Origin of the sequence: Fibrobacter sp., from assembly GCF_045112255.1 — a bacterium.
Classification (GTDB): domain Bacteria; phylum Fibrobacterota; class Fibrobacteria; order Fibrobacterales; family Fibrobacteraceae; genus Fibrobacter.
The window spans coordinates 1-2,281 of the sequence record NZ_JBGUHR010000134.1 but is presented as its reverse complement, the minus strand read 5'-3'; the positions used below and the strand labels follow the sequence as shown (position 1 = coordinate 2,281).

The 2,281-nt window shown below is 49.4% G+C and carries 2 protein-coding genes; both read right to left on the bottom strand.

Annotation, left to right across the window (positions count from 1 at the left end):
• Positions 1–190: 190 nt before the first annotated feature.
• The gene (tnpC, locus tag ACJMM9_RS17175) at positions 191–1,666 is read right to left on the bottom strand and encodes an IS66 family transposase (protein ID WP_405329761.1); all 1,476 of its coding nucleotides are present in this window, start codon (positions 1,664–1,666) and stop codon (positions 191–193) included.
• Between the two features lie 117 nt (positions 1,667–1,783).
• Entirely contained in the window at positions 1,784–2,140 is a 357-nt protein-coding gene (tnpB, locus tag ACJMM9_RS17170; RefSeq protein WP_405329758.1) for an IS66 family insertion sequence element accessory protein TnpB, read from the bottom strand.
• Positions 2,141–2,281 lie beyond the last annotated feature (141 nt).

The window sequence follows — 2,281 nt, the reverse complement described above, 5'->3', positions numbered from 1 at the left end:
TGATGATATAAACTCTTTCAAAAAACTGCCCAAAAGCGGAGTTTCTTAGCATATGTTGGCATTTCCGGCATTTCCAGCTTGTTTTTTCGTGGGTTGTTATAATATAGGTAACCCCCCAGTGTAATACAGGTCGAGGTTGTGGATAGAGGCTCTATTTTCGTTTTTTGGAAAAACGGCAGACTGGGTGGAATTAATCCAGCGGAGAAGCGACAGGCTTCCAGTTTTGAGGAAGGAGCGAGTCAATCTCTTTCGCGGGAGTAGAGGAGAATCGGCGGAGGACATCCTCAAGCCAGACACGGAACGAGATTTTGTTTGCCCGGCAGGTTTCGACAAACGAAAGGATGATTGCGAGATTCTGGCCGCCAGTTTCGCTTCCCGCGAACAGACAGTTCTTCCTCATGATGGCAATCCCTCGAATCGCTCGTTCCGCCGGATTATTGTCGATATTGAGCTTGGGATTATCCAGGAACTTTTCCAGATTTTCTTCGATATTCAAGGCATAGTTGATCGCCTTCAGCACAGGGGACGATGGACGTTCCATTTCGGCGACTTGTCTGCATCGGTCAAAAAACGCCTTCACGATGATACGGGATTCACGGCGTGCGACTCTGCGCTCCTGAAAGAGGGCAGCCTCGGTATTTTTCTCTTCGGCCCGTGTTTTCGCCACCTGCTCGATTCTGTAGAGATTGCCAATCAATTTCAAAAATTCTTCCGCATGAAGATAGCCGGCCTCTCGCGCATCGAAAAATTTGCGACGGACATGCGCCCAGCAACAGGCTGCCTCGCAAGCAAGGCCGCTGTAGCCGACATAAGAATCTCTGATGATGGTTCCGGAATAATTGCCGAGTAGAAGTTCAGCAACATCTTTGGATCGTGTTGGGGCAAAATGGAACGTGACCATCGGCGGTCCGACACCAGCCATTTGACACCAGAAATAAGCCTGCCTGCATTTTTTTCGGCCTTTTTCGACGAGCTTGATATGTGTTTCGTCCGCATGAAGAATTTCGCAATGCCGGATTAACGAGACCATTCGCTCATAGAGAATCTTCAAGGTCGAGGATACTGTCATCGAAACAATATACCCGAGCGTGGATGGGGCAATATGAAATCCCGATGATGCAAGCATCTTGGCCTGACGTTCCAACGGGATACTGAATTCGCATTTGTCGGAAACGACCTTTGCAAGGAAACTGGCGTCGTATTTCGTCTTTCCACTCGGAGTGTCGAAGAAATCTCCAGGCGCCGGTCCGACAACCAAACCTCTGTCCGGGTCATTATACTTCATGCGCTTGTATCGCAGAACAAGCAAGGAACGTTGAACGGCTACGCGTTCGGATTCAATAAAGCCGAAAGGCTTCAGCCCCTTCTTTTCGCATTCCGGATCTGTTATGATGATTTCTTTGACCGGGGCATCGGCAGGAATAACCTCATATTCGAATGGCTGCGCTTTCTTCCGCTCATGTGCTGCAACGGTTTGAACCTCTTTCTCCGGTTCAGGAGCAGATGCATGCGGAGCTAAACCATCAAGAAACGGTGTTTCATCTTTCTCTGGAAGCAAACGTTCACTGGATACCCCAAACAGTTTGCGTCGCAACCACGCGTTCTCCAACTTCAGTCTTTCATTTTCCGCAGAAAGCTCTTTGTTCTCCCTCGTTAACGAGGCCATTATGTTTGTTTCCGCAGGGCTCATGACGTGTTTTAGACTGGTAACTGGTTTGATGGTTTCCTTTCGCTCAGATAACGCTCACGAGGTTGATTTTATTGTTTAAAGATTCGAGAAAAATCAGTTTTTCTTTCGAAAATAGCGTTTGTAATATTTCTCCGGCTTGATTCCGTTCAAAATCGCAGCAAACTCACGGGCGTTGACCTCAATCTTCGCGCGATCCCCTTTCGGTTCGGGAAGATGGAAGCTTCCCTGTTCCAATCGTTTCATCCAGATTGCAAATCCGTCGCACTGCCATTGCAGAACCTTGATCTGTCTATGTGTCCGATTGAAGAAAACAAAGAGGTCGCCAGCTTCAGGATCCTCCCCCATGATGCCCTCCACTACGCCGCTCAGCCCGTCAAACGACTTCCGCAAATTCACTGCTCGCTCACAGATAAATATCCGTTCCCGCCCCGACTGCTCTGGGCTCATCATGGGATCACCTCAGCATTTCCAGAACGCTGCGAAGGACTTCGCGGTCGTATCCGCTTGTCAGGCTGATCTCCATGTCGCCAATGCGAAGCTGGACTCCGCTGTCCCGGGAGCGGGCTTCCGCATCTTCCTCGATTTGCTTCG

Coding starts and splice junctions, on each gene's coding strand:
- tnpC (WP_405329761.1), bottom strand. CDS start 1,666: ATGGCCTCGTTAACGAGGGAGAACAAAGAGCTTTCTGCGGAAAATGAA.
- tnpB (WP_405329758.1), bottom strand. CDS start 2,140: ATGATGAGCCCAGAGCAGTCGGGGCGGGAACGGATATTTATCTGTGAG.